Genomic DNA, 23,577 nt, shown 5'->3' on the forward strand with positions numbered 1-23,577 from the left:
GAATTGCGATAGTATAGGCGCGCCGCGGATTGACTCGCAACATCGCGGCATCGGTAAAGGCGGTACAACATGGCTGCAACCGTTGTCTGGTTTCGATTGGACTTGCGCGTGGAGGACAATCCGGCGCTGCACGCCGCTGTTCGGCGCGGCGCGCCGGTGGTGCCGTTGTTCATTTGGGCGCCAGAGGATGAGGGCGCTTGGGCGCCGGGCAGCGCGAGCCGATACTGGCTGAACCAGTCGCTTGCTTCGCTCTCGACCAGCGTAAAAGAGTTGGGGTCGCGGCTGATTCTGCGCACGGCTGGAACGGCAAAGGACGCGCTGGACGCGGTCATCGCGGAAACGAAAGCGGATGCGGTGTATTGGAACCGGCGGTACGAGCCGGCACGAATCGCGCGTGACTCGGCGATCAAGACGGCGTTGACCAAACGCGGAATCGCGGTCGAAAGTTTCAACAGCGCGTTGTTGTTCGAGCCATGGGAAATCCGGAACAAACAGGGCGGGCCATTCCAAGTGTTCACGCCGTTCTGGAAGGCATGCCTAAAAGCGAGTGCGCATCCGGAACCAATTGCGACGCCAACGAGATTGCCGGCGCCATCTCGTTGGCCGAGGTCCGAGGCACTGGAGAGATTCGAACTTGAACCGCGCGTCGATTGGGCAGCGGGCATTCGCGAGAAGTGGCGGGCGGGCGAAGCGGGCGCACATCAACAACTCGATCGATTCTTGAATGACATTGCTGCATACCGCGAGGATCGAGACCGCCCCGATCGTGTAGGCACGTCACGGCTTTCGCCGCACCTTCATTTTGGCGAGATTGGCCCGCGGCAAGTCTGGCATGCGGTGCGGGAGCACGGCGCGACCGCGACAGCGAGAGGCGTTGCGCGCGGCGAAGAAACGTACTTGGAGGAGGTGGGTTGGCGCGAGTTCGCCCACCATCTGCTGTTTCATTTTCCGCACACGACGGACAATCCATTGCGCGAGAAATTTGCGCGGTTTCCATGGGCGAATAACCGCGCGCACTTGCGGGCGTGGCAGAAAGGGCAGACCGGCTACCCAATCGTCGACGCGGGTATGCGCGAGTTGTGGCGCACGGGTTGGATGCACAACCGTGTGCGGATGATCGTCGCGTCGTTCTTGACGAAAGACCTGCTGATTCCGTGGCATGAAGGCGCGAAATGGTTTTGGGATACGCTGGTGGACGCGGACCTTGCGAGCAACACGCTGGGCTGGCAATGGACGGCGGGGTGCGGTGCGGATGCGGCGCCGTATTTCCGCATCTTCAATCCGACGAGCCAGGGTATGAAATTCGATCCGAATGGCGATTATGTACGGCAATGGACGCCGGAGCTGGCGAAACTCGATGCGAAGTGGATTCACAATCCGAACGGAGCGCCAAGTGACGTGTTGCGCAAAGCAGACGTATCCTTGGGCACGACGTATCCGAAGCCAATAATCGATCATGGCGAGGCGCGGGCGCGGGCTTTGGAGGCGTTTGCGGCAATAAGGGCGTAGCGCGTGGTGAGGGTAAACATGATGCGAACGATGTCGCGGCGATTGTGGTTGAAGACGGCGGCGGTGTTGGCCGGCGCAGCGGCGGCGCCGCGCGCGGCGACTGCGAACGGCCGCGTCGTCATGGGGATCATGGGCATCAAGGATCGCGGCTGGGACCTCACGCTCGAATTCGGCCGGCGCGACGACGTCGAGATCCGGTATCTCGCAGACCCGGATTCGCGGCTGTTCGAGGAGCGCGCGCGGAAGGTCGAACAACTTAAGGGCAAGCGGCCGCAATGCGTGCAGGATTTTCGCCGCATGCTCGACGACAAGGAAGTCGACGCCATTGCGATCGCCACGCCGGACCATTGGCACGCGCTGGGGACAATCCTCGCGTGCCAGGCGGGCAAGGACGTGTACGTCGAGAAGCCCGCGTCGCACAACATCTGGGAAGGCCGCAAGATGGTCGAGGCGGCGCGCAAATACGACCGCGTGGTGCAGGTGGGCACGCAGAACCGCAGCGCGGAGTATGTCATGAAGGCGCTGGAGTATGTGCGGTCGGACCAGTTCGGGCCGGTGCATTTCGTGCGCGTGGTGAACAGTAAATTGCGCGAGCCAATGAAGGTCGAACAGGATTCGGAGACGCCGCCGGGCGTGGATTACGACATGTGGCTGGGTCCCGCGCCGCTGCGCAAGTTCAATCTAAACCATTTTCATTACCAGTGGCACTGGTTCTGGAACTACGGCGGCGGGGACCTCGCGAATGACGGCGTGCACCAGATCGATTTGGCGCGGTGGGCGATCAATCGCACGTTGCCGAAGGCAGTGACATCAACCGGCGCGATCTATTCGCTGAACGATACCCGCGAAACGCCGGACACGCAAACGGTGACCTGGGAGTTCGACGGCGTCACCGTCGCGCTCGAACAGGTGTTGTGGACGCCGTACATGCGCAAGACGCCGCTCGAATTGCGCGATACCGGCGCCGCGCCAAACTGGCCGTTCAACGGCACGCGCGTCGAGATTTACGGCGAGAAACGGTTCATGTACCTCGGGCGCATGGGCGACGGGTGGGCGGTGTACGATGAGGAGGGAAAACAACTGTTCGACGAACGCGGCACGTACCGCGCGACGGGGACCGCGCACGCCGCGAATTTCATCGACTGCGTAAAATCCCGCGAACGCCCCAACGCCGACATCGAAGACGGCCATTTCTCGACGCTGCTAGCCCACTACGGCAACGCGGCGTACCGCACGGGGCGCAGGCTCCACATCGACGCGCGCACGGAAGGCTTCCTCAACGACAACGAGGCCAATGGGTTATACCGGCGGAATTACCGGGAACCGTGGAATTTGCCTGTGCGACTGTAGATTCGCCCACGTCACAAGATCGAAGTCGTACAAAACTGCCGTCGGAATGCAAAACATATCGGAATCTAACGCTATGAGTATCCAATGTTGGCTCATTGCCAAGGTCTTTGAAATCTCCGGGCCACTTCAGGCGTATCGAATGTCTCGTCGGAGGATAGCTCATTTACAAACGCATTAGTATAGTGTAATCTGGTCAATACTAGTGAAAGCGACCAGGTGCATGAATTCCCAAGTCAGTTCACCAATGAGCATTGTTTTGCGTATTACATCAATCTGTCTGGTGTGTTTGGCGTTGCGCGCCCACGCCTCCTGCTATGCGCATAGCTGGGCTCGGAGATTTGACGACACATATGGCGGCGACGAGGGAACTTCCATTGCCACGGACGCGGAAGGTAGTGTCTATGCTATTGGACAGTTTAGTGGAACAATTGACTTCGACCCAGGCCCAGGCACGGCATATCTAACTTCCACTGGCTGGGACTACGTAGTATACAAGCTGGATTCGCAAGGAAACTACGTGTGGGCCAAGTTGATAGGCGGTCCGGCGCACGAACTTTACTACTTTGGACCCACGGTCGCCGTGGATCCTTATGGAAATGTAGTAGTCGCCGGTACTTTCGAAGAATCGATAGACTGCGCTGGTTCCGCCACCTTGATATCTGCCGGAGAGTGGGATGTCTTTGTCTGCAAGTTGGACAGTTCGGGCAATCTAATGTGGGCAAAATCGTTCGGCGGCCTCTCTTGGGAACACGTGCTGAATGTTGCGGTCGATCAGGAGGGCAATATCTATACCACGGGATCGTTTTTCGACACCGGAGATTTTGACCCCGGCCCCGGTGTTGAAAATCTGGTTTCTCGGGGCGGAGTTGATGTCTTCGTCAGCAAGTTGACCAGCAATGGAGAGTTCGTTTGGGCGAGGAGCTTTGGCTCTGGAGGCTATGATGAAGGGCGTTCATTAGCTGCCGATCCTAACGGCAACGTTCTGATCACTGGACGATTCGATTACACGGTTGATTTTGACCCGGGTCCGGGTGGATTCAATCTAAGGTCTGCTGGACAAGACGATATTTTCATTTCCAAACTAGACGAACAAGGAAACTTCCTGTGGGCCAAGCGACTGGGTGGTCCCTTCGCTGAGTTTCCCTTGCTCAGAACTGCGGTAGCAACGGATTCTGACGGCAACGCGTTCGTTACAGGCAGATTCAAACACACTGCGGATTTTGAATTTGGAGCGACGACCGGAACCGTAACTTCGGCCGGCGAATATGACGTTTTTGTTTGGAAGTTGGATAGTTCTGGCGAATGCTTGTGGGTCAAGACCATGGGGGGGGTGGGCGAAGACGAAGGCGGAAGTCTGGCGGTCGATTCGGCGGGCTACATATGTATTCTGGGACGATTTAGAAGTTGGGCGGATTTCGATCCCGGCCCGGAAATAGCTGGGCTATCATCTGTCCATAGTGACATTTTCATATGCGTGCTGGATAATTCGGGGAATTTTGAGTGGGCGGCGCAATTGGGCGCTGACACAGGCAACTATGAAGCGGGAAAATGTGTGGCGGTAGACCCGCATGGCAACGTACTGATTACCGGGCAATTTTCAAATACGGTAGATTTCGATCCCGGTCCAGCTATAGCGAACCTAAATGGCAGTCCATACGGAAGCAGCTTCGTTTGGAAACTTGTGGTAGCACCTTGTGTCGTTTCCTCGGTGCGCAATACCGCAAGTCCTACAAGAGCGGCGAATGTAGGCTTCACGGTGGTATTCAATCAGCCTGTCATGGGAGTCGATATTACGGACTTCGCTTTAACTACATCAGGTGGAATTACAGCAGCGTCTATTCTTGGCGTATCAGGCAGCCAGACATCCAGAAACGTTACCGTCAATACCGGCAGTGGCGACGGTACGATACGCCTTGACCTCGTAGATAACGATAGCATCGTTAACGCTGACTCGATGCCATTGGGCGGGACCGGCCCCGGCAATGGCACCTTTACGATGGGCGAGTCGTACGTAATCGACAAGACCGGACCCACAAGTGCCTTGAGTTCCTCTGCTACCAATCCAACTATCGCACCCATCACGGTTGATGTATTTCTATCCGAAACCAGCACAAACTTTATACTCGACGATATTGCGGTGACGAACGCGACGGCGAGTGGTTTCACCGGCAATGGCTCGACATACAGCTTCACGCTCACCCCCATCGCGAACGGACCATTTACCGCACAGATACCCGCAGGTTCCTTCACTGACGTGGCGGGCAACGGCAATATGGCGTCGAATGAGTTGAACTACACGTACGCAACGACAGACGGAATGATTTCGATTGGCCCGCCAAATCCGAATGTTACGAAAGCTGGGCCCGTCGTTTACCTCGTGACGTACACCGGCGCCAACGCCATTAACTTGAACGATAGCCACGTGACTTTGAACACGACCGGCACAGCGACCGGTACTATCACTACTTCAGTCGCCGGACCGGATCTGCGGATGGTTACCATCACTAACATATCAGGCACGGGCTCGCTCGGCATATCCATCGCCGCGGGCACCGCAACGGACGCGTTCGGGAATATTGCGCCCGCCGCAGGACCCAGCGCGACTTTCGTTGTTGACAATACGGCGCCGACAATCGTTATAGGTACTCCGTCACTATCCACGACGAGCACCGGCCCGGTTTTCTACCCGGTAACCTATACCGGCGCGGACACAATCACCCTGGGCAATAGCGACATCGTTTTGAACTCAACGGGAACCGCGACTGGAACGGTTGTAGTTAGCGGATCAGGCCTGGATTCTCGCACCGTGGCGATTTGGGACATCAGCGGCGACGGTACGCTGGGTATCTCGATTTCGCCGGAAACCGCGGCCGATGCGTTGGGAAATCTTTCGGATGCTGCCGGACCCAGCACGGCCGTTGTCGTTGACAGTAATGCCCCGGCCCTTCCAGTCACGCCGTGGCACATAGGAATTGTACTGCTCACGGCATTGCTGGTACGGACCTTCCTTTCAAGAGAGCTTGTGAGAAAACCATAGGCTGCGCTGAATGCGCCCGGACTGCCGAGCGCCGGGTACGCGGCGCACCGCGGATCGGCAGCAACGTTTCCATGTCCGATGTGAATCTCTCGTCCGGGCCGATTATACTTGCGTCAATTCTTTGTTCGTGAGTTCCTGTAATGAATGGCCTTTTCAGCATCCCCGATCACTTCTGGGTCTCGTTAACGCAAATCATCGGTATTGACATGGTGTTGTCCGGCGACAACGCCGTGGTGATTGCGCTTGCGGCGAATTCGTTGCCGCCGCGGCAGCAGCGCATGGCCGTGGTTTGGGGAGCGGGCGCGGCGGTGGGCATGCGCGTCATCTTGGCGACGCTCGCGGTGGCGCTTTTGTCGCTGCCGTATCTCAAGCTGGTTGGGGCCGCGTTGTTGCTCTGGATTGGCGTAAAGCTAATGCTACCCGAAGACGACAGCAAGGACGTTCAATCGAGCGAGAACCTGATTGCCGCCATCAAAACCATCATGCTGGCCGATGCGGTGATGTCGCTGGACAACGTCGTCGCCGTAGCCGCGGCGGCGAAGGGAAGCGTCTTGTTGCTTGCGCTCGGTCTTGGCATCAGCATTCCGATTGTCATTTTCGGCAGCACGATATTGCTGAAGCTGATGGAGCGGTTCCCCGTCGTGATCACGCTGGGCGCCGCGCTGCTGGGGTACGTAGCCGGGGAAATGGCCGTGAGCGACCCCGCCATCAGCCAGTGGATAGAAAGTCACCTGCCTAGTTTGCACCGGATTGTCGCTGTCGCCGGGGCGCTCGCGGTGGTCGTTGCGGGCAGGTTCCTGGCGCGGCGAAAAGCCGCCGAAGAACCCCTGCCGGACGAGGTGTAAAGCCCCCGTCCCCCTCCCAAATCCCTGTAGAACGGGCGTTTGACTGCGTTGGCGTAATAATGCTAAGGTATCCTGTCTGTCTGGAAACAGGCAGAGATTTCTCTTTAAGGAGGTTCTTAAGAAGAACTATGTCTGAGGACACACGAAACACGGCCGTCATAGACGGCACAGACGCCGAACTCTCGATGGAGGAGATGGAGGCGCTGTATGACCAGACCATGCAAAACTTCAAGGAAGGCGAGGTGGTGCGTGGCCGCGTCGTCGGGATGACCGACGACTATGTGCTGGTTGATATTGGGTACAAGAGCGAGGGATCGATTCCAATCGACGAATTTCCGGATCGCTCGGCCATTGAGATCGGCCAGGAATTCGATATTTTCATCGAGGAACCGGAGGACGATGACGGTCTGCCGGTGCTTTCGAAGATTAAAGCGGACAAGATCAAGAACTGGACGCACATCCAGAAGATTTACGAGGACGATGGCGTTATCGAAGGGCGCATCGTCCGCCGCGTGAAGGGCGGGTTGAAGGTGGACATCGGCATCGATGCGTTCATGCCGGCGAGCCAGCTCACGTGGCGCCCGACCAGCGACTTGGACCGGTACATCGGCCAGTCGATGGACCTCAAGATCATCAAACTCACGAAACGCCGCCGCAACGTGGTCGTCAGCCGCCGCAAGTTGCTCGAAGAGCAGCGCGCGGGCGAGAAGAGCAAGCTGCTCTCGACGATCGAAGTCGGCAAGATCATCCCCGGCGAAGTGAAGAACATCACCGATTTCGGCGCGTTCGTGGACGTGGGCGGCATCGACGGGCTGTTGCACGTGACGGACATGTCGTGGGGCCGCGTGAAGCACCCGTCGCAGGTGGTGTCGGTCGGCCAGCGCATCGAGGTGATGGTGCTCAGTTTCGATCCGCAGTCGGAACGCATCAGCCTTGGTCTCAAGCAGAAATCCGAGAACCCGTGGAAGACGGCTTCCTCGCGGTACATCGTGGGCGGCGTCGTGCGCGGCAAGGTCGTGAGCATGACGGATTACGGCGCGTTCGTGCAGCTCGAGGACGGCATCGAGGGCATGGTGCACGTCAGCGAAATGAGCTGGACGCGGCGCGTGCGGCACCCGAACGAGGTGTTGACGCTCGAGGAACAGGTCGACGTGATGGTGCTGAGCGTGGATACGCAGGCGGAGAAGATCGCGTTGGGCCTGAAGCAGACGCGTCCGAACCCGTGGCGCGAGATCGAGAGCAAGTACCCGGTCAGTTCGACGATCAAGGGCACCGTGCGCAACCTGACGGATTACGGCGCGTTCATCGAGATTGAAGAGGGCATCGACGCGCTGTTGCACGTGAGCGACATATCCTGGACGAAGAAGGTCTCGCACCCGAACGAGGTGCTGCAGAAGGACCAGGTCATCGACGTGAAGGTGCTGAGCATCGATCCGCAGAACGAGAAGATCAGCGTGGGCCTGAAGCAGCTCGAGAAAGACCCGTGGCAGGAAGTGATCGACGCGCACCCAATCGGCTCCCACTTGCAGGTCGAGATCGCGAAGCTGGTGAGTTTCGGCGCGTTCGCGCGGCTCGAGAACGGCATCGAAGGCCTTATCCACGTGAGCGAGCTTTCGAAGGACCGCGTGCAGAAGCCGGAGGAAGTCCTCTCGGTGGGCGACAAGGTTTGGGCCAAGGTGATCAGCGTGGACTCGAACGAGCGCAAAATCGGCCTGAGCCTGCGCGAATACCAGAAGGACCAGGATTCGGCTGCGCAGGCGGAGTTCGGTTCGAGCGGATCGAAGGAAAATGTCAGCCTCGGCGACGTAGTAGGCGACGCGCTGGGCGCGGTACAAACCACGCCGAGCGAGCCGAGTCAGTCGTAACAGAGACGGATAACGACTAACAACGGAGCGCACGGCAAACCCGATGCGCTCCGTTTCGTTTCTGGCAGCCGACATTTTTTCAGGAGCGTTGAAAGCGCCTCTTGTTCGTAATCGTCCTTGTAGTGGGGTGACCGGAAACCGGGTGGAAAGATCGACTACGATTACGGGCACGAGCACGATTACGAGCACGAGCACGAGCACGAGCACGAAAAAGCATACGCATAGGCTTGGGAACAGACGTAGCCGAGCCAATAAGGAGAGACATCATCATGGCAACCGTTAAATCGCCCACGCAGCATCCCCTGGCCGGCACCATTATGTCGGGTGCGGATATGGCGGTGCAGGTTCTCGCGGACGAGGGCGTGGACACGGTATTCGGTTACAGCGGCGGGGCAATCCTTCCGACGTATGACGCCATCTTCAAGTTCAACGCGAGCCACCCGAAGAACGAGCAGATTCGGCTTATCGTGCCGGCGAACGAGCAGGGCGCGGGGTTCATGGCGGCGGGGTACGCGCGCGCCAGCGGCAAGGTGGGTGTGTTCGTCGTCACGTCCGGGCCGGGGGCGACGAATTGCGTCACGCCGATTCGCGATTGCATGGCGGACTCGATTCCGGTCGTACTGATTTGCGGGCAAGTGCCGCGCGCGGCGATTGGGTCGGACGCGTTCCAGGAAGCGCCGGTCTTCAACATCATGAGCGCATGCGCCAAACACGTGTTCCTGCTGAAGAACGAGAACGAAATCGAAGAAACGATTCGCACGGCGTTTCACATCGCGCGGAGCGGGCGCCCCGGACCGGTTGTCGTCGACCTCCCGAAGGACGTCCAGTTGCACCAGGCGCCGTTCAAAGGCAAGGGCCTGCTCAAATTCCGCGGGTTCGACAAGCGAATGACCGAAGCGAACGCATCGCGCATCTCGCCGGAGAACGCGGCTGAATTTTTCAAACAGCTCGGCAGCTCTGACCGTCCCCTGATCTACGCGGGTGGCGGCGTCATCAACAGCAATGCCGCGAACGAACTGCGCGCCTTTGCGAACGAGTTCCAGATTCCCGTCGTGACGACGCTGATGGGCCTCGGCTCGGTGGACACGACGAACGAACTGTCGCTACACATGCTCGGCATGCACGGCGCGGCGTACGCGAACTATGCGGTCGAAGATTGCGACATGATCGTCGCCGTCGGGTCGCGGTTCGACGATCGCGTGGCGGGCAAGGTGAAGGAATTCGCGCCGAAAGCGCGGTATATCGCCCACATCGACGTGGACGCCGCCGAACTCGGCAAGGTGAAGGCGTTCACGTGGAGCCACGCGGGCGACGCGGGCGTGACGCTGCGCGACCTGTCCGAAGCGGGGAAGAAACTGAAGTTCCGCAAGGACTATTCGAAGTGGATCGCGCACGTGCACGCATTGAAGGCGGCGCACGCGATGAGCTACAAGAAAGAGACCGACCTTATTCAGCCACAGTACGTGATCGAGGTGTTGAATTCGATCACGAAGGGCAACGCGATTGTCTCGACGGGCGTTGGCCAGCACCAGATGTGGGCGGCGCAGTTCTTCGATTTCCACGAGCCGCGGTCGTGGCTCACTTCGGGAAGCATGGGCACGATGGGGTTTGGTTTGCCCGCGGCCATCGGCGCGCAATTCGCCAAACCGGACCGCATCGTCATCGATGTCGACGGTGACGGAAGCCTGCGTATGAACCTGGGCGAACTCGAGACGGCAACAACCTACGATTGTCCGGTGAAGGTGCTGCTGTTGAACAATCTTGGCGACGGGATGGTGCGGCAGTGGCAGCAGACGTATTACGAGAACAGGTTCTCTGGCAGCGACAAATCGCTGCACAAGAAGGATTTCGTGAAGTGCGCGCAGGCGGACGGGTTCGAGTTTGCCGAGCGGTTGAGCGACAAGTCGAAGGTGAAGGAAACGCTCGAACGTTTCGTGAAGCATAAGGGCCCGGCGTTTCTCGAAGTCATGATCGATCAGAATGCGCACGTCTACCCGATGGTCGGCCCAGGTATGGGTTACAAAGAAATGGTGACCGGCCCGTACATCAAACCGCGCAAACCGGAATTGTCCGAAATCAAGAAGGGCGACGAGCACGTCGACCCGACACAAACACCGGAACTGTTCTGATTGGCGCCGTAGAGCGAGTTTCAGGCACGCACGCTGTACAAAAGTACTGACGGACCCAAACAACTTGCAGGCGGCGAAGGCAGGCGCATTCGCAGCGTCACGATTGCGGCGCTCGCGGACCTGGAGAGGTCCTTATCCGGGATTGCGCAGAATCATTGTGATTCCCTCGCGCAGCGGGCCGGGAAGGTATTTGTAGATGGTGTTGCGCAGGCCGCCGAACCCACGCCTGCCCACTTTCGCGCCTTGTGCGTCATGGATGATGCGGGCATCGAAGTAGAAGGCCGTCTCGCATCGATCTACCTTCAACTCAAGCTCTTCCGCCAACGCGTGCAATTCTTTCGCCGTATATTCGCGATAGTGTCCGGGATTGCGCGGGTCGGGGCGAATCATTTCGTACGGGTTTCGACCGATCAGCAATTTGATCCGCTTCGTGAGCGATGCGGCATTGGGCGTTTGGAGGATCAATCTACCTCCGGGAGATAGCAGCGACGCGACGTAGCCGAGCGAAAGCTGCGGCGCGACATAGAGGTGTTCGAGCACTTCGGCCATTATGATGACATCGTATCGTGGAAGATCGCTTCGCCATGCGGCGCGATCCTGTGCGCGGTTGAGATCGAATTCATAGTGGTTACCGCGCTCCCCCACGCTGTCTTCGCCGAAGCCGAGCGTATCGACGCGCGCCTTGATCCGATCCCGCACGAGTTCGGTGAAGTGGGACGGGCCGATATCGAGAATGCGGTTTTGCTCGGTTGCGCCGATTGATTCCAACAGGCGCAGGAGATACGCGTAACGCGGCGCGTGGAATGCGCGGTAGCCAGCGTCGAGATCTGGGTTGTCGATCATGAACGCGCAACATAGGTCGTATAGGACCTACGCGAGCCATATGACAGACACGAGGCGAGTGTCCACCGATTCCGGTTCACGGGCTTATATCTCGTCCTTTAGCGGCGGCCGTCGAGGGCCGTCGTAGGGCGCGGCGCCGTGGCGTTCGTTGCGCTGTGGCACGCTAATCAGGTCTTGGTCTTTGGCGTCGGGCGGGAGGATATAACCGTAGTAGCGGCCCATCCAGTAGGCGTCGAGCCAGCCCGAGGGATCGACGACCTGCATGCCGCCACCGCCGCCATCGAGTTGCATGCCATTATCTGACCAACGCATCGGGCCGCGTTCGCGCGGCGACAAGGATCGCGTGCCGCCGCTATAGGGCACGTAGCCCTTCGGCGTCTGCAGATCGGCGCGGTGCGAATTGCGGTAGCTGTAGTCGACCATATCGAGCGGCCATTCGCGCAGATGCGTGACGGCCTGCGCCGCTTCACAGTCATTGCCCGTGAGCGCGCCGTAGATAAAGTTGAACCAGGGATTGTGTTCGATGCGCTCGACTTCCCAACTGCGTTCGAGACTGCGCAGATAGATGGAGCGCATCGTGGGATCGGTTTCGTATTTCAGCATCGAGTAGTATGCGTAGAACGCAAGGCGATCGTCGGAGTGGAAGATGAACCCCGGCGGGAACGTGAGCTTCGTACGCAGGACGGCGTTGTGGTACCCGAGGTCCAGCAGCGCCTTGTATGCGTCGCTGAACTTCGTGTCCTTCGTCAGCGCGTACGTAGTTTGCATGTAGGCGAGCGATTCGAGGCCGTTCAGCCCCTGCGCGTAGAAGCCAAGCTTCGTGTGCAGGTACTCCGGGTCCCAGCGCGCCCAGCGCGTGGGTTTGCCGTCGACGTCGTGCAAGGTCCAGCCGTGGTCGACGATGTGCGCGGCGATGCGGCGCAGGTGTTCGATAGACCGCGCTTTTTCCTTCTCGTTCGCGACAAGTTCGATAAAGATGGGTACCGCGTAGAAATGCGCGTCAGTCTCGTCGCTCGAGGTGTCGCCTTTCCATTGCCATTTGCCATCGGGCGTGTCGTGCCATTCGGCGGGCAGGCCGCCGGAACCGTGCTGCGCCTGATGTCCGCGTTCGCCGACGGCCCAGACGGATCGCGCTGGGAAGCCGGGGATACCTGAGATTTCTTCGCTCCACAAGACGGACTTGAGGAAATCTACGGCTTCGTCGCGCGCGTGCTGTTCTTTGGTGACCGCGTACTTGAAACACATGGCCGCGAGGTAGTGCGTGCTCCAGCCGACGTCGTTGTCGCTGACTTCGCGTACCCATTGGTTATCCTGGGCGTTCCATTCGAGTTTGTGGGTGAACCCAAGCCGCTTCTGGCCCCACTCGTCGAGCCATCGCTCGTAATACGCGGCCTTCTTCTGCAACGTGAACGGCTCGTAGCGAACAATGCCGAGGCCGCCGTCGGTGGCGATGTAGGCAACACTATTGTCCACGGCGATATCGTTTACTTTTTCGTTGGGCAACCAGCGGCCGGCGTTAAAGTAGTGGTATTCGTTTCCGGTCCTGCGAATTGCGCCACGCGTCGTGCCGATCCAGAGATCGCCGCCGAACCCTTCGCGGAGGCAAACGGCATCTTCATATGGCAGGCCGTCCTCACCGCGGATCGCGGTGAGCGCCATCCCGCGCAGCAGGCCGAGTCCCTGATCCGTGGCGACGTATAGTCTGCTGCCCATCGCGAGCAAATCGCGCGTGGTGCGCGGGAGCGGCTCGCCCCAGTCGAAGACGTTATCGTCGCGGTCGTAACCGCCGCGCGCGCTGTCCAGGATCGCAATGCCGCCCGGATGCAGCACGTACAGCGTACCGCTGTATGACGCGATGGCCTGGACGGGTTGGCGCGTATTGCTGCCGGGCACGGGCGTCAGCGTGTCGCCATCGAGCTTGAAGAGCTCATCCGAAGTTGCCGCGTGTATTGCATCGAGATGCAGACACATATCCACGAATACGCCGGGCGCAATCTGCTTCCACACCGTTCCGTCGAGTTTGTACAGGCCCGTACCCGTAATGGCGAACAGCGTATCGTTAAACGATTCAAGCCGCATGAGCGGCGCCGTGGGCGCATCAATCTGCGCTAGCGCGTCTCCCTCGACGATGTACAGCGCGCTCTGGCCGGCGGCGTACGTTTTTCCCCGTGCCGACGCGACGGAAACAAGCGGGGTCTTAGAGGGAATCGTTGAGCCGACTTCCTGGAGGTAGACCGAATCGGCGATAGGTTGGGCGATGGCAAGTTGCGGAACCGTGGTAATAGTGAGCATGACGATCGAAACGGCAACAATACGGAGATACATGATTCGAACCTCTCTGAATGCACCTGGGGCGATGATAGCACGAGAGTGGCGCGAATTGTGTTCGCGCGAGTTCGCGTTTGCGCGCGACGCCTTGGAGTGCGGGGGCGGTGAGAAATGCGGGCGAGAAACGCGACTGTCAGCATCGGGGCGAGGGACAGACACCGTGTTTCGCTTCGCAAAGCCTACGCGAAAGACGGTGTCAGTCCCGTCGCGAAAGACGGTGTCAGTCCCGTCGCGAAAGACGGTGTCAGTCTCGTCGCGAAAGACGGTGTCAGTCCCGTTCGACTGCCATACTTAGGATTAAACGAAGGCGGCGCGCCGTGTGTTTCCGGCGCGCCGCAAGAGTACATCTGAATCGACGCTACTTCGCGGGCTTCGAGCCGGTACCCGCATCGAGCGAGATGGTGCCGTCGCTCGCGGGCTCTTCCTTCGCCTTAATGACTTCGAGCAGTTCAATGTCGAAGATGAGCGTCGAGTTCGGGCCAATGTCCGCGCCCGCGCCGCGCTCGCCATACGCGAGGTTCGCGGGGATAAACAACTTCCACTTGTCTCCTACGTGCATAAGCTGGAGCGCCTCGGTCCACCCCTTGATGACCTGGTTCACGGGGAATTCGGTCGGTTCGTTGCGCGCGTAGGAGCTGTCGAATTCCGTGCCGTCGATGAGCGTGCCGCGGTAGTGCGTCTTGACGGTGTCCGTCGCCTTCGGCATTTCGCCTTTCCCTTCGGTGACCACGAGGTATTGCAGTCCGCTTGCCGTGCTCTTCACGCCGGGTTTCTTGGCGTTCGCTATGAGGAACGCCTCGCCTTCGGCAAGGTTCTTGTCGGCGACGGCTTTCATTTTCTCCATTTGCTTCTGGCGGAAGCCGTCAAGCACGACCTTCATTTCGTCCTGCGTCATCGCCATCTTGCGGTCATTGATGACGTCTTCGATCGCATGAACGAACGGTTCGTTTTTCACCTCGAGCTGCGAACGCTTCAGATCGGTGCCGATATCCGCACCGAGTACGTAAGAAAGTTGCTTGATGAATGCGTCGTCGCCCGCAAGCGGGGTTGCGCCTTCTTTGCTCTGCGCTTCGGACAGCTTCTTGCGGAGCGTCTGCAATACGCCGTTCACTTCCTCGTCGGTCATGGCCGAGGGCTTGCCCTGCGTGATGTCGTTAAACCCCGCGAGGAACTGTTCACGGGTAATCGTGATTCCGTTGCGCTTGAAGTTCGTGCCGATATCCGCGCCGACGAGGTACGAGAACTTGTCCTCGTCCGTTTCGAGCTTGATGGCGGGAGCATCGGACTTGGCGTCGCCCGCGGCGGCAGCCGGCTTTTCCTCGGCGGCGGGGGCGGAGTCTTTCTTCGGATCGGCGTCCTCCGCGAAAACGGCGCGCAGCGGGAGCGCGACGAGCGCGGCTGCGAGCAACAGGCGAAGGGCATGGCGAGTATTCACTGGGATCTCCTTGTGGCGGGTTTGATTGGGAACAAGTCAAAGATTGTCTCATATAGCCGCATGCCGAACAAGGCGGGCGGCGCGTGCCTTTACCTGGGGGCGGGATTCCGTTAGTTTAGTGGGGGCTGTGGTGTTCGGAAGGAGACCCCGTATGCAGCGGTGGGCCGCGTGTTGCCTGTTGGCAGTTTTCGCATTTGGCGCAGGGCACTCCTTCGCCCAGGAACCATCCCCTTCGCACACCACAGCCTCCAACGCCGAGAAGGGCCCGGTTGTTCTCCCCCCACCCAGCGAGAAGGCGGTGCAGTTCTACAGGTCCGGCAATGTGCTGTGGGCCATCCGGGAGGTCTGGGACCTGCTGGTCCCCGCGATCATCCTGTTTACCGGGTTTTCGGCGCGGATGCGCAGATTCGCCGCGTGGGCGGGGCGGTATTGGTTCTTTACCATTGCGATCTTTGCGGCGGTATACACGCTGCTCACATTCGCGGCAAACCTGCCGTTGGATTATTACGCGCAATACGTCCGTATGCACGCGTACGGGTTGTCGAACCAGACCCTCGGCAAGTGGGCGCAGGACACGTTGATTGCGCTCGCTATCGAGATGGTCGTCACTGCGCTGTTTCTTTGGGTGCCGTACCTGCTGCTGAAGAAGTCGCCGAAGCGGTGGTGGCTGTACACCGGATTGTTGATGTATGTGTTTTTCGCGATCGTGTTTTTCGTGAAACCGATCGCCATCGATCCGATGTTCAACGATTTCGGGTCGATGAAAGACAAGGCGCTCGAGCAGAAGATTCTGGCGCTCGCGGACCGCGCGGGCATCGAAGGCAGCGACGTGTTCGAGGTGAACAAGAGCGAGGACACGAAAGCGATCAACGCATATGTGACGGGGATTTTCAATACGGGCCGCATCGTGCTTTGGGACACGACAATTAAGGGATTGTCTGAGGACCAACTGCTGTATGTCATGGCGCACGAGATGGGGCATTACGTGCTGTACCACGCGTATTTCGCGATCGCGTTTATGGGAACTCTTATGCTAATCGGGCTGTATGTCATTCACAGGGCGTCAGGCTGGGTGATCGCGCGGTACGGCAGTCGAATCGGTTTCGATCGGCTCTCGGATGTGGCGTCGTATCCGTTAATCATGGTGTTGCTGAGCGCGACCATGTTTGTGCTCACCCCTGCGAGTAACGCGTATTCCCGGTATAACGAACATGAGGCGGACCGGTTCGGTTTGGAGCTGACACAGGACAACCACGCGGCGGCGTCCGCGTTTGTGAAATTGTTTCAGGAGAATCTCGGGTATCCGTATCCGCACCCGTTGATCAAGTTGTGGCGCAGCACGCACCCGCCGTTGGGCGAGCGTGTTCAGTTCTGCAACGAGTACAAGCCGTGGGCCGAAGGAAAGCCGCTGGTGTACGGGCATCTGTTTAGAGAGTCGGAGACTGCTCCGCAATAATCAATCGCGTAACTGGAGGATTCGGTATGTCGTCGTTGAAGTGGGCGGGAATTGTTTCGTGTGTCATTGCGCTACTCCTTTTGTCCGGCTGCGGCGCGCAGCCCCCGGCACAGCCGGCCGTAGCGGGCGCGGCAGGCGCGGGGGGCGGCGGCGAAATGGCAAGCGCGCCCGCGGCATCGGTGTCGTTTGCCGCGGACGTGAAACCGATTCTCGACAAACACTGTAAGGACTGCCATCTCGGCGGCGGCAGCAAGGGCGGATTCAATCTGGATACGCGAGAGAACGCATTGATGCCGGGACGGCACGGTGCGCGGATTATCGAGGGCAACGGCGCGGGCAGCAGCCTGGTGCTGCGCGTGGCGCAGGACCCGAGCGTGAAGAAGATGCCGCCGAAAGGAGATGCGCTGAGCGCGGCCGAAGTCGAGACGTTGAAGGCGTGGATCGATCAGGGCGTGAAATGGGAGTAAGGGACGTGTACGGGAGTCATGACATGATACGCAGAATAGGAATCGTGGGCGCGGCGCTGTGCGTGGCGTTGACCGCATTGGCGCAGGAAGAAAACCTGCCGTACGAGCAACAGCAAAACGTTGTGTACGAAGAGATACACGGCACGGGCCTGCTCGCGGACATCTTCAAGCCGAAAGAGAAAGCAAACGGGCTCGGCATTATCGACATCGTGTGCGGTGCCTGGCATTCGGACCGGGGAAAGATGCGCGATCACGAGCGCGCGCAGGTATTCAATATTTTCACGAAACACGGCTACGTCGTGTTCGGCATGCGGCCGGGGTCGGTGACGAAATATGACGGTACGGAGTTGCTGGCGAACACAAAGACAGCGATTCGCTGGGTGAAGGCGCACGCGGCGGAGTACGGCGTGGACCCGAACCGGCTCGGCCTCATGGGCGCGTCCGCTGGCGGGCACCTGTCGCTCCTGGCGAGCGTGACTCCGGTGGAAGCAAATCCCGAATCGAAGAAGGAGTACGAGCGCGTAGATTCGCGCGTGAAAGCCGTGTCGGTGTTCTTCCCGCCCACCGATTTGATGGATTGGGACGGGAAGAAGCCAGACTATGAGGGAATGATCGGAAAGCTCCTTTTTGCTGGCGGCGTCGGATCGCGCACGCAGGAAGACATCGACGCGCGCGCGAAGGAGTTGTCGCCGCGCCACCGCATCGCCGCGGGACCGCTGCCACCGTACCTGCTGATACACGGCGACGCGGACCCGATGGTGCCGCTGCAGCAGTCGCAGGTGTTTATCGATGCGGTGAAAGCGGTGGGTGGCAATGCCGAACTGATCGTGAAGCCGGGCGGCGGCCACCCTTGGCTGACGTTGCCGGAGGAGGTCGAGAAAATGGCAGTGTGGTTCGACACGAATCTGTGATGGCGGCATGAACGCGATCTTGCAGAACGGCGCGTCGCGCGAGGTTAGCTTTGACACCGCGCTGTTCCGCGAGATTGAGCAGGGACTGGATTCGGCCCGCCCGGAGCGGTCGCGCACGCCGGCGCGGGTGCTGGGGTTTGGCGAGATCAGCGCGGTGCTCACATTCGATTCCGTGCCCGAGGCATCGGGATGGGTCTTCAAGCGGCTGCCGGTGTTTGCGACGGAGGACGCGGCGGATGCGCACGCGGCGCTGACCGCGCATTACGTCGAACTCATCCGGCAGCGCGCCGGTATTGACGTGCAGGAAACGGTGTACTTCAACGTGCCCGTGCGGGACGGTCTCGTCGTGTTCTACGCCGCGCAACGGGCGCTGCCATCAAACCATATCGGGAGCGCGATTCTGAACTGGGCGCCGGACGACGCCTGCCTCGCACTGTTTGAGTCCGTCCTGCGGCAGGTCGAGAAGGTATGGGAGTTCAACCGGACGAGCGCGGACGGCAACGAACTGGCCATTGACCTCCAACTGTCTAACTGGGCCGTTATTTCGGACGACGCGAAACCAACAATCACGTGCGACACTCCGTTGACGTACATCGACATCACGACGCCGTTACTGCGATCCGGGGGCGTCGAGCAGCTCAATACTCAGGCTTTCATCCGCGGTTGCCCCATATTGCTGCGGTGGCCCGTACGAAAATTTATGGCGGAGGGAGTAGTGAGCCGCTATTACGAGCCGCGCACTTGCGTGATGGACGTCATCGGCAATTGCATCAAGGAAGGCCGCGAAGACCTCGTGCCCGCGATGGTGGACGTCGCAAATGCGTTCTTTGCCAAAAAACCGGCGTCACTCAAGATCAATCCGCTGACGGTCGCCGACGTTTTTCGGTATTACCGGCAGGATGCGGCGATCTTTGTAATCTTTCTCGCGTTGAAGCGCATGGATCGCTTGATCAAATCGGGACTCATGCGGCAACCCTACGACTACATTCTCCCGGAACGCATTGAACGGCACTTTCCGTGGTCGAACACGCCGCGATCGAGAAAGCGATGACCGCCCCAACGCGTGCAACGCTCATCAATCCCATGGCCCGTCACCTTGACGCCATCGGCGGCCCCATCCGCATCACCCACGCCGAAGGCGTCCGCCTCTACGACGACACCGGGCGCTCGTGGATCGACTGCGAAACGGGAACGGGTGTGTTCAGTTTAGGGCACCGGCATCCGAAGATAGTGCACACGCTGCGCGAGTCTATAGATGAGTACGATCTTGGAAACCACCACCTGATCAGTGAAGCACGCGCGAAGCTCGCGCACGCACTTAGTCTGGAGATCTCGCTTGCGTGCAGCAGTATCTTTCCGTACCAGATGGAAACCTATCGGCATATCGGGTGGACAGACGAGCGATTGCGGCACCTTACGCGCACTCTTGAATCAATACCGGAGTGCGTCCGCTGCGTATTCAACGCATCAGCAGGCGAATCCGTCGATTGTGCAATTAAGCTGGCGCGCGGCGTCGTCGGGAAAGCGGCGATCGTTTGCGCTGATTGTTCGTATCACGGAAGCACCGGGAACGCCCTCGCAGCCAGTGCTTCCTCGCTTGCCAAGGGTCTGCCTGCCAATTCATCCGGATTCGTCCACGTTCCGTATGGGCCCGTGGATGCGATTGCGCATGAATTGGAAAGGCGTACCGATATTGCGGCCGTATTGTTGGAGCCAATCGCGATCGAGGCAGGTTGTGTAGTTTCACCAGATGGCTATATGCAAAGTGTCCGCGAGTTGTGCCACGAGAAAGGCGCGCTACTGATCGTCGACGAATCCGTAACGGGCCTGGGCCGTACAGGCAGCGTGCTCGCCTGTGCGCAACAAGGCGCCGTACCAGACATTCTTGTTGTCGGGCATGCGCTGGGCGGGGGAGCCTACCCCATGTACGCGACATGTCATAGAGAAGAATTGGACGAGTTTTATGTCGAGAACCCGTTCGTTCATATATCCACGTTTGGTGGAGGTGAAGTCGGATGCTCTGCAGCGGCGAAGGCGTTGAGTGAGCTTACAGAAGGCTGGCTGCTCGACAATGTAAACACGCGTGGTGCGGAATTCCGAGCTGCCCTCTCGTCTCTTCAACGTCGTAGCGGTACGCTGGTCCGATCGGTGCGAGGCGTCGGACTCGCCATTGCCGTCGAACTGCGAGATACGCGCACGGCATCCGCAGTCCAACGGAACTTGTTCGAAGCTGGAGTGCTCTGCCGTCCCGCGCTGCTCGCTCCTCATACATTGCTGTTTTTACCACCACTGGGCATAAACGCGGACGAGATGGCCACGGTCATTTCCGCGGTCGGGACTGTATTCTCGAAAGCTTCTGAAACATGAAGGCGCGCAACAGGATCAGAGATATGGTAATCGAAGACTACCGTGACTACGTCTCACCCGGCAAAGTGCGCGTATATCGACGCTATGGCATGACGCTAGTGCCCGATGATCGGCACGGCGTCTATTTCCATGACCTCGATGGCCGGCGCTTCATGAATTTCCACTGCAACGGCGGCGTATTCAACTTAGGTCATCGGCCTGAGGAAACGGCGAAGGCCTTGCGCGACGCGATGGCGACGATGGACATCGGGAGTTGGTGCGCGCACAACGCGATCCGCGAACGGTTCGCGGAGGCGCTGGCGGCGACAATGCCCGCGCCGTTGCCGCGCGTTCTGTTGTGCGTGAGCGCGAGCGACGCCGTGGACGCATCGATTCGCCTGGCGATGATCCATACGCAGCGGTCCAAGGTCGTTTCCGCGCATGGCGCATATCACGGATCGAGCGCATACGCGATTGCCGCGGGCGATGCGCGGTTCCGCGATCCCGTGCATGGGAAGCTGCCGGGATTCGTGCAGGTGCCGTTCGGCGACGCGGCGGCAATGGAGCGTGAGATCGACGCGCATACCGCCGCCGTCATTTTGGAGACGATGCCTGCGTCGTTCGGAATGCTGATTCCGCCGGACGATTATTTCGCGCGCATCCGCGCGGCGTGCGACAAACACGGCGCCGTGTTGATCATCGATGAAACGCAGACGGGCCTCGGCCGTACCGGAAAACTCTGGGCGATCAAGCATTGGGGCGTCGCACCGGACGCACTCATCACGGGCAAGGGCACGAGCGGCGGTTACTATCCGATTGCCGCGGCGTGTTTCTCGGAGCGTTTCGATCCCACACTCGATAGCGGCTTTTTCCATTACACCGAGTCGGCGGGCAGCGATCTCGGCTGCAGTGTGGCGCTGCGGGTATTGGAGATCACAAATACGCCGGCGTTTCTCGATCGTGTGAATGAAGTCGCCGATTTCTACGCACAAACATTACGGGAATTGGTTACGCAGTTTCCGCGATACCTGCACAGTTTCCGCCAGAAAGGCCTGTTCATGGCGCTCGTTTTTCACGACGAGGCGACGAGCATGTCCGCCCTGAAATCGCTATTCGACCACGGCATCTACACGGTGTATGCGGCGAACGACAAACGCGCGATCCAGTTTCTGCCGCCGCTGACCATCACCGATGACGAACGGGTGCGCGGCATGCGCATTCTTCATGACGCACTGATCGCGATGCGGCGACTGAAATACCGCGCTATCCGTGCTATACTCCGCGTGGCTGTCCCCAGAACGGTGTGATTGGGTGCGCATGTCTCGCGTGGATCAGGCGAAGAGGAGTGCAAGGCCATGATCAATCGAAAGTGGCTGACGTTCGGTTTGGCGCTATGCGTGTTACTTTCAACGGAAACCATGGCCGGGCACGGCGGAGGCGGTGCGGGTGCGACGGACGTGCCGCTGTACAGGGACCTCGGCAGCCATCATCACGAAATCACCGCGGCGTCGCCAAGGGCGCAGGCATACTTCGATCAAGGATTGCGGCTCCTCTACGGGTTTAATCACGACGAAGCGATCCTCGCGTTTAAGGAGGCGCTGAAGTACGACCCGAATTGCGCGATGGCGTATTGGGGGATCGCCGCGGCGAAGGGTCCGAACTACAACGCGGCGATGGACGCGGAAGCGGCGAAAGCAAGTTTCGAGGCGAGCCGTAAGGCGCTCGAACTTGCCCTGAAGGCATCGCAACCGGAGCAGGATTACATCGCCGCGATGGCGGTGCGCTATTCGGACAATCCGGACGCCAAACGCGCCGACCTCGACAGGGCGTACGCGGAGGCCATGCGCGCGCTCGCGAAAAAATATCCGGACGATGACGACGCGCTGTCACTCTACGCCGAATCGCTCATGAACCTGCATCCGTGGCAACTGTGGGCGAAGGATGGCACGCCGAACGTGGACACGCCGGAAATCCTGCGCACGCTGGAAACCGTGCTAAAGCGAAATCCTAAACACATCGGAGCGATCCACTACTACATCCACTCGACGGAGGCGTCGCCGAATCCGGAGAAGGCGGAGCCGCACGCGGACCGTTTGGGCAAGCTGATTCCCGGCGCGGGCCACATGGTCCATATGCCCGCGCACACGTACATTCGCGTCGGACGCTATGAGGATGGCGTGAAAGTAAACATCAAGGCAGCGGACGTGGACCGCGAGTTCGTGAATTGGCGCAAGCCCGGCGCGATGTACCGGATGTACTTTACGCACAACATACATTTCATCTGGTCGTGCGCGTCGATCGGCGGGCGCAGCAAGGCGGCGCTGAGTGCGGCCCGCGATCTGGTAAAGGAGATGCCGCTCGATTTTGTCGTCGCAATGCCGCCGATCGAATTTCAATGGCCGTCCCCGTACTTCGCGCTGGTACGGTTCGGACGCTGGAACGAAATGCTCGAAGAGCCGCGTCCGCCCACGGAACTTACATACTCGACGGGAATGTGGCACTATGCGCGCGGCGTGTCGTTCGCCAATTTGAAGCAGTTCGATGCGGCGCGCGGCGAGGCTGCGCAGCTCGATGCGATTCGCGATGCGACTCCGGATGACCGGATGGTCAATTTGAATAGTGCGAAGGCGGTGCTGACGGTTGCGAGTACGGTGCTCGCCGCGGAGATTGCGCGGTGCGAAGGCAAACTCGACGAGGCCATCGAAGGCTTTAAGAAAGCCATGCCGCTTGAAGACGCGCTGAACTACGAAGAACCGCCGTCGTGGCACCTGCCGGTGCGGCTGTATCTCGGCGCGGCGTTGCTCGAAGCAAAGCGCCCCGCGGAAGCCGAAGCGGTGTATCGGGAGGACTTGAAACACTACCCGAAGAACGGTTGGGCGCTGTATGGCCTCGCGCAGAGCCTGCGCGATCAGGGCAAGAACGCCGAAGCGCGCGCGACGCAGAAGCAGTTCAAGGCCGCGTGGAAACACGCGGACGTGAAGCTGACATCATCGCGGTTTTAGCCACTGAAACGACACGAGCAGGGCACAAGTACAGCACGGGTGGGGCGAGGCTCC

The 23,577-nt window shown here is 59.6% G+C and carries 17 protein-coding genes and 1 pseudogene; 14 read left to right on the forward strand and 4 right to left on the reverse strand.

Annotated features, from left to right (window positions below):
• Positions 1 to 69 precede the first annotated feature (69 nt).
• From HUU46_12325 to ilvB, 6 genes are all read left to right on the forward strand, one after another.
• A complete protein-coding gene (locus HUU46_12325) occupies positions 70 to 1,509 on the forward strand; it encodes a deoxyribodipyrimidine photo-lyase (protein NUM54425.1) in 1,440 nt (479 codons plus the stop codon).
• Positions 1,510 to 1,527: 18 nt separating this feature from the next.
• Positions 1,528 to 2,859 (forward strand): Gfo/Idh/MocA family oxidoreductase, encoded by a 1,332-nt coding sequence (locus HUU46_12330; GenBank protein NUM54426.1) that lies wholly within the window; start codon positions 1,528 to 1,530, stop codon positions 2,857 to 2,859.
• A gap of 517 nt (positions 2,860 to 3,376) precedes the next feature.
• Complete coding sequence (locus HUU46_12335; GenBank protein ID NUM54427.1) at positions 3,377 to 5,896, forward strand: SBBP repeat-containing protein; 2,520 nt, start codon at positions 3,377 to 3,379, stop codon at positions 5,894 to 5,896.
• A gap of 140 nt (positions 5,897 to 6,036) precedes the next feature.
• The gene (locus HUU46_12340; GenBank protein NUM54428.1) at positions 6,037 to 6,741 is read left to right on the forward strand and encodes a TerC family protein; all 705 of its coding nucleotides are present in this window, start codon (positions 6,037 to 6,039) and stop codon (positions 6,739 to 6,741) included.
• Between the two features lie 128 nt (positions 6,742 to 6,869).
• Positions 6,870 to 8,606 carry a 30S ribosomal protein S1 gene (locus HUU46_12345; protein NUM54429.1) on the forward strand — a complete coding sequence of 579 codons (1,737 nt, stop codon included), beginning with the start codon at positions 6,870 to 6,872 and terminating at the stop codon, positions 8,604 to 8,606.
• Between the two features lie 317 nt (positions 8,607 to 8,923).
• Positions 8,924 to 10,735, forward strand: a complete 1,812-nt coding sequence (ilvB, locus tag HUU46_12350) for a biosynthetic-type acetolactate synthase large subunit (protein ID NUM54430.1) — start codon at positions 8,924 to 8,926, stop codon at positions 10,733 to 10,735.
• Between the two features lie 132 nt (positions 10,736 to 10,867).
• On the opposite strand, the gene HUU46_12355 is transcribed toward ilvB, so the two are convergent.
• Together HUU46_12355 and HUU46_12360 are read right to left on the reverse strand one after the other, a co-directional pair.
• Positions 10,868 to 11,578, reverse strand: coding sequence for a methyltransferase domain-containing protein (locus HUU46_12355; GenBank protein NUM54431.1), 711 nt, complete (start codon positions 11,576 to 11,578; stop codon positions 10,868 to 10,870).
• An 84-nt stretch (positions 11,579 to 11,662) separates the two neighbouring features.
• Positions 11,663 to 13,903, reverse strand: coding sequence for a hypothetical protein (locus HUU46_12360; GenBank protein NUM54432.1), 2,241 nt, complete (start codon positions 13,901 to 13,903; stop codon positions 11,663 to 11,665).
• A gap of 114 nt (positions 13,904 to 14,017) precedes the next feature.
• On the opposite strand from HUU46_12360, the gene HUU46_12365 reads away from it, so the two are divergent.
• On the forward strand, positions 14,018 to 14,257 hold the full coding sequence (locus HUU46_12365) for a hypothetical protein (GenBank protein NUM54433.1): 240 nt from the start codon (positions 14,018 to 14,020) through the stop codon (positions 14,255 to 14,257).
• A gap of 7 nt (positions 14,258 to 14,264) precedes the next feature.
• Here HUU46_12365 and HUU46_12370 read toward each other — a convergent pair whose 3' ends face one another.
• Together HUU46_12370 and HUU46_12375 are read right to left on the reverse strand one after the other, a co-directional pair.
• Positions 14,265 to 15,032 carry an FKBP-type peptidyl-prolyl cis-trans isomerase gene (locus tag HUU46_12370; protein ID NUM54434.1) on the reverse strand — a complete coding sequence of 256 codons (768 nt, stop codon included), beginning with the start codon at positions 15,030 to 15,032 and terminating at the stop codon, positions 14,265 to 14,267.
• A pseudogene (locus HUU46_12375) lies at positions 14,919 to 15,347 on the reverse strand (hypothetical protein). Before HUU46_12375 ends, HUU46_12370 begins: the two are co-directional and overlap by 114 nt.
• Positions 15,348 to 15,492: 145 nt before the next feature.
• On the opposite strand from HUU46_12375, the gene HUU46_12380 reads away from it, so the two are divergent.
• Genes HUU46_12380 through HUU46_12410 form a run of 7 tightly spaced genes read left to right on the forward strand, consistent with a single transcriptional unit; the run spans position 15,493 to position 23,523 of the window.
• Positions 15,493 to 16,797 carry a M48 family metallopeptidase gene (locus HUU46_12380; GenBank protein NUM54435.1) on the forward strand — a complete coding sequence of 435 codons (1,305 nt, stop codon included), beginning with the start codon at positions 15,493 to 15,495 and terminating at the stop codon, positions 16,795 to 16,797.
• 26 nt (positions 16,798 to 16,823) lie between these two features.
• Positions 16,824 to 17,264, forward strand: coding sequence for a hypothetical protein (locus HUU46_12385; GenBank protein NUM54436.1), 441 nt, complete (start codon positions 16,824 to 16,826; stop codon positions 17,262 to 17,264).
• A 23-nt stretch (positions 17,265 to 17,287) separates the two neighbouring features.
• Positions 17,288 to 18,175 (forward strand): alpha/beta hydrolase, encoded by an 888-nt coding sequence (locus tag HUU46_12390; protein NUM54437.1) that lies wholly within the window; start codon positions 17,288 to 17,290, stop codon positions 18,173 to 18,175.
• Between the two features lie 7 nt (positions 18,176 to 18,182).
• Positions 18,183 to 19,226, forward strand: a complete 1,044-nt coding sequence (locus HUU46_12395; GenBank protein ID NUM54438.1) for a hypothetical protein — start codon at positions 18,183 to 18,185, stop codon at positions 19,224 to 19,226.
• The gene (locus tag HUU46_12400; protein ID NUM54439.1) at positions 19,193 to 20,542 is read left to right on the forward strand and encodes an aspartate aminotransferase family protein; all 1,350 of its coding nucleotides are present in this window, start codon (positions 19,193 to 19,195) and stop codon (positions 20,540 to 20,542) included. The genes HUU46_12395 and HUU46_12400 overlap by 34 nt, the downstream gene beginning before the upstream one ends.
• Before the next feature lie 23 nt (positions 20,543 to 20,565).
• On the forward strand, positions 20,566 to 21,828 hold the full coding sequence (locus HUU46_12405) for an aspartate aminotransferase family protein (GenBank protein ID NUM54440.1): 1,263 nt from the start codon (positions 20,566 to 20,568) through the stop codon (positions 21,826 to 21,828).
• Between the two features lie 51 nt (positions 21,829 to 21,879).
• Positions 21,880 to 23,523: a hypothetical protein gene (locus tag HUU46_12410; GenBank protein NUM54441.1), complete on the forward strand. Its 1,644-nt coding sequence runs from the start codon at positions 21,880 to 21,882 to the stop codon at positions 23,521 to 23,523.
• The last annotated feature ends 54 nt before the right edge of the window (positions 23,524 to 23,577 follow it).

The sequence above is a fragment of the Candidatus Hydrogenedentota bacterium genome (assembly GCA_013359265.1).
Classification (GTDB): domain Bacteria; phylum Hydrogenedentota; class Hydrogenedentia; order Hydrogenedentales; family SLHB01; genus JABWCD01.

Excerpts from the sequence above, each read along its gene's own strand:
- HUU46_12325 (NUM54425.1), top strand. The coding sequence starts at position 70 with ATGGCTGCAACCGTTGTCTGGTTTCGATTGGACTTGCGCGTGGAGGAC.
- HUU46_12330 (NUM54426.1), top strand. The coding sequence starts at position 1,528 with ATGATGCGAACGATGTCGCGGCGATTGTGGTTGAAGACGGCGGCGGTG.
- HUU46_12340 (NUM54428.1), top strand. The coding sequence starts at position 6,037 with ATGAATGGCCTTTTCAGCATCCCCGATCACTTCTGGGTCTCGTTAACG.
- HUU46_12345 (NUM54429.1), top strand. The coding sequence starts at position 6,870 with ATGTCTGAGGACACACGAAACACGGCCGTCATAGACGGCACAGACGCC.
- ilvB (NUM54430.1), top strand. The coding sequence starts at position 8,924 with ATGTCGGGTGCGGATATGGCGGTGCAGGTTCTCGCGGACGAGGGCGTG.
- HUU46_12355 (NUM54431.1), bottom strand. The coding sequence starts at position 11,578 with ATGATCGACAACCCAGATCTCGACGCTGGCTACCGCGCATTCCACGCG.
- HUU46_12360 (NUM54432.1), bottom strand. The coding sequence starts at position 13,903 with ATGTATCTCCGTATTGTTGCCGTTTCGATCGTCATGCTCACTATTACC.
- HUU46_12365 (NUM54433.1), top strand. The coding sequence starts at position 14,018 with ATGCGGGCGAGAAACGCGACTGTCAGCATCGGGGCGAGGGACAGACAC.
- HUU46_12370 (NUM54434.1), bottom strand. The coding sequence starts at position 15,032 with ATGACCGACGAGGAAGTGAACGGCGTATTGCAGACGCTCCGCAAGAAG.
- HUU46_12380 (NUM54435.1), top strand. The coding sequence starts at position 15,493 with ATGCAGCGGTGGGCCGCGTGTTGCCTGTTGGCAGTTTTCGCATTTGGC.
- HUU46_12385 (NUM54436.1), top strand. The coding sequence starts at position 16,824 with ATGTCGTCGTTGAAGTGGGCGGGAATTGTTTCGTGTGTCATTGCGCTA.
- HUU46_12390 (NUM54437.1), top strand. The coding sequence starts at position 17,288 with ATGATACGCAGAATAGGAATCGTGGGCGCGGCGCTGTGCGTGGCGTTG.
- HUU46_12395 (NUM54438.1), top strand. The coding sequence starts at position 18,183 with ATGAACGCGATCTTGCAGAACGGCGCGTCGCGCGAGGTTAGCTTTGAC.
- HUU46_12405 (NUM54440.1), top strand. The coding sequence starts at position 20,566 with ATGGTAATCGAAGACTACCGTGACTACGTCTCACCCGGCAAAGTGCGC.